The organism is Vibrio sp. Vb1755 (assembly GCF_033338635.1).
GTDB classification, from domain to species: domain Bacteria; phylum Pseudomonadota; class Gammaproteobacteria; order Enterobacterales; family Vibrionaceae; genus Vibrio; species Vibrio alginolyticus.
Genome location: NZ_JAWOTA010000387.1, coordinates 1 through 1,015 on the forward strand (window position 1 = coordinate 1; position 1,015 = coordinate 1,015).

Annotated in this window: 1 protein-coding gene; it reads right to left on the reverse strand. The window is 49.8% G+C overall.

The features are described 5' to 3' along the window. Positions 1–1,015 (reverse strand): glutamate synthase-related protein (locus tag R7E00_RS25330; protein ID WP_318124952.1); only part of this gene is annotated, 1,015 nt, incomplete at both ends.

The following is a 1,015-nucleotide window of genomic DNA, read 5'->3' on the forward strand; positions in this document are numbered from 1 at the left end:
TGCGAGTAACTCACGTACTTCATCGGCAAGGCCAGTAAAATAGTTCATTACCATTTCAGGTAAGCCTTTAAAGTACTCTTTACGAAGGGTTTCATCTTGAGTTGCCACACCCGTTGCACAGTTGTTCAAGTGGCAAATACGTAAGAATTTACAACCCATAGCAACCATTGGTGCGGTACCAAATCCGAAGCTTTCCGCACCAAGAATCGCGGCCTTAACAACATCTAGCCCTGTTTTTAACCCGCCATCTACTTGAAGACGAATCTTATGGCGAAGGCCATTTGCAACCAGTGCTTGTTGGGTTTCTGCGAGGCCAAGTTCCCAAGGACTACCTGCGTATTTCACCGAAGTCAGTGGACTTGCGGCCGTACCGCCATCGTAACCTGAGATAGTGATGAGGTCGGCGTAAGCTTTTGCGACCCCTGTGGCTATGGTGCCAACACCAGGCTCGGAGACGAGTTTCACCGAAACCAGGGCATTCGGGTTGACTTGTTTTAGATCGAAGATCAGCTGGGCTAAATCCTCGATCGAATAAATATCGTGATGTGGAGGAGGGGAGATTAACGTCACCCCTTGCACCGAGTAACGCAGCTTGGCGATTTCTGCCGTGACTTTGTGCCCTGGTAGCTGACCACCTTCACCAGGTTTAGCTCCTTGCGCAACCTTGATTTGCAGTACGTCTGCATTGGTTAGGTAATGAGGCGTAACCCCAAAGCGGCCTGATGCGATCTGCTTGATTCGCGAGTTACGCTCGGTGCCAAAACGACGAGGATCTTCACCTCCTTCGCCAGAGTTAGAGTAACCACCAAGACGGTTCATCGCCGTTGCAAGTGCTTCGTGTGCCTCTGGGCTCAACGCTCCGATAGACATGGCGGCAGAATCAAAACGTTTGAACAATTCTGTTTTAGGTTCGATTCGTTCAAGTGGCAATGGCGAGTCAGATTTTTTCAGTGCCATTAGGTCACGCAACATCGCGACAGGGCGCTCGTTTACTTGTGTGGCAAAACTTTGATAA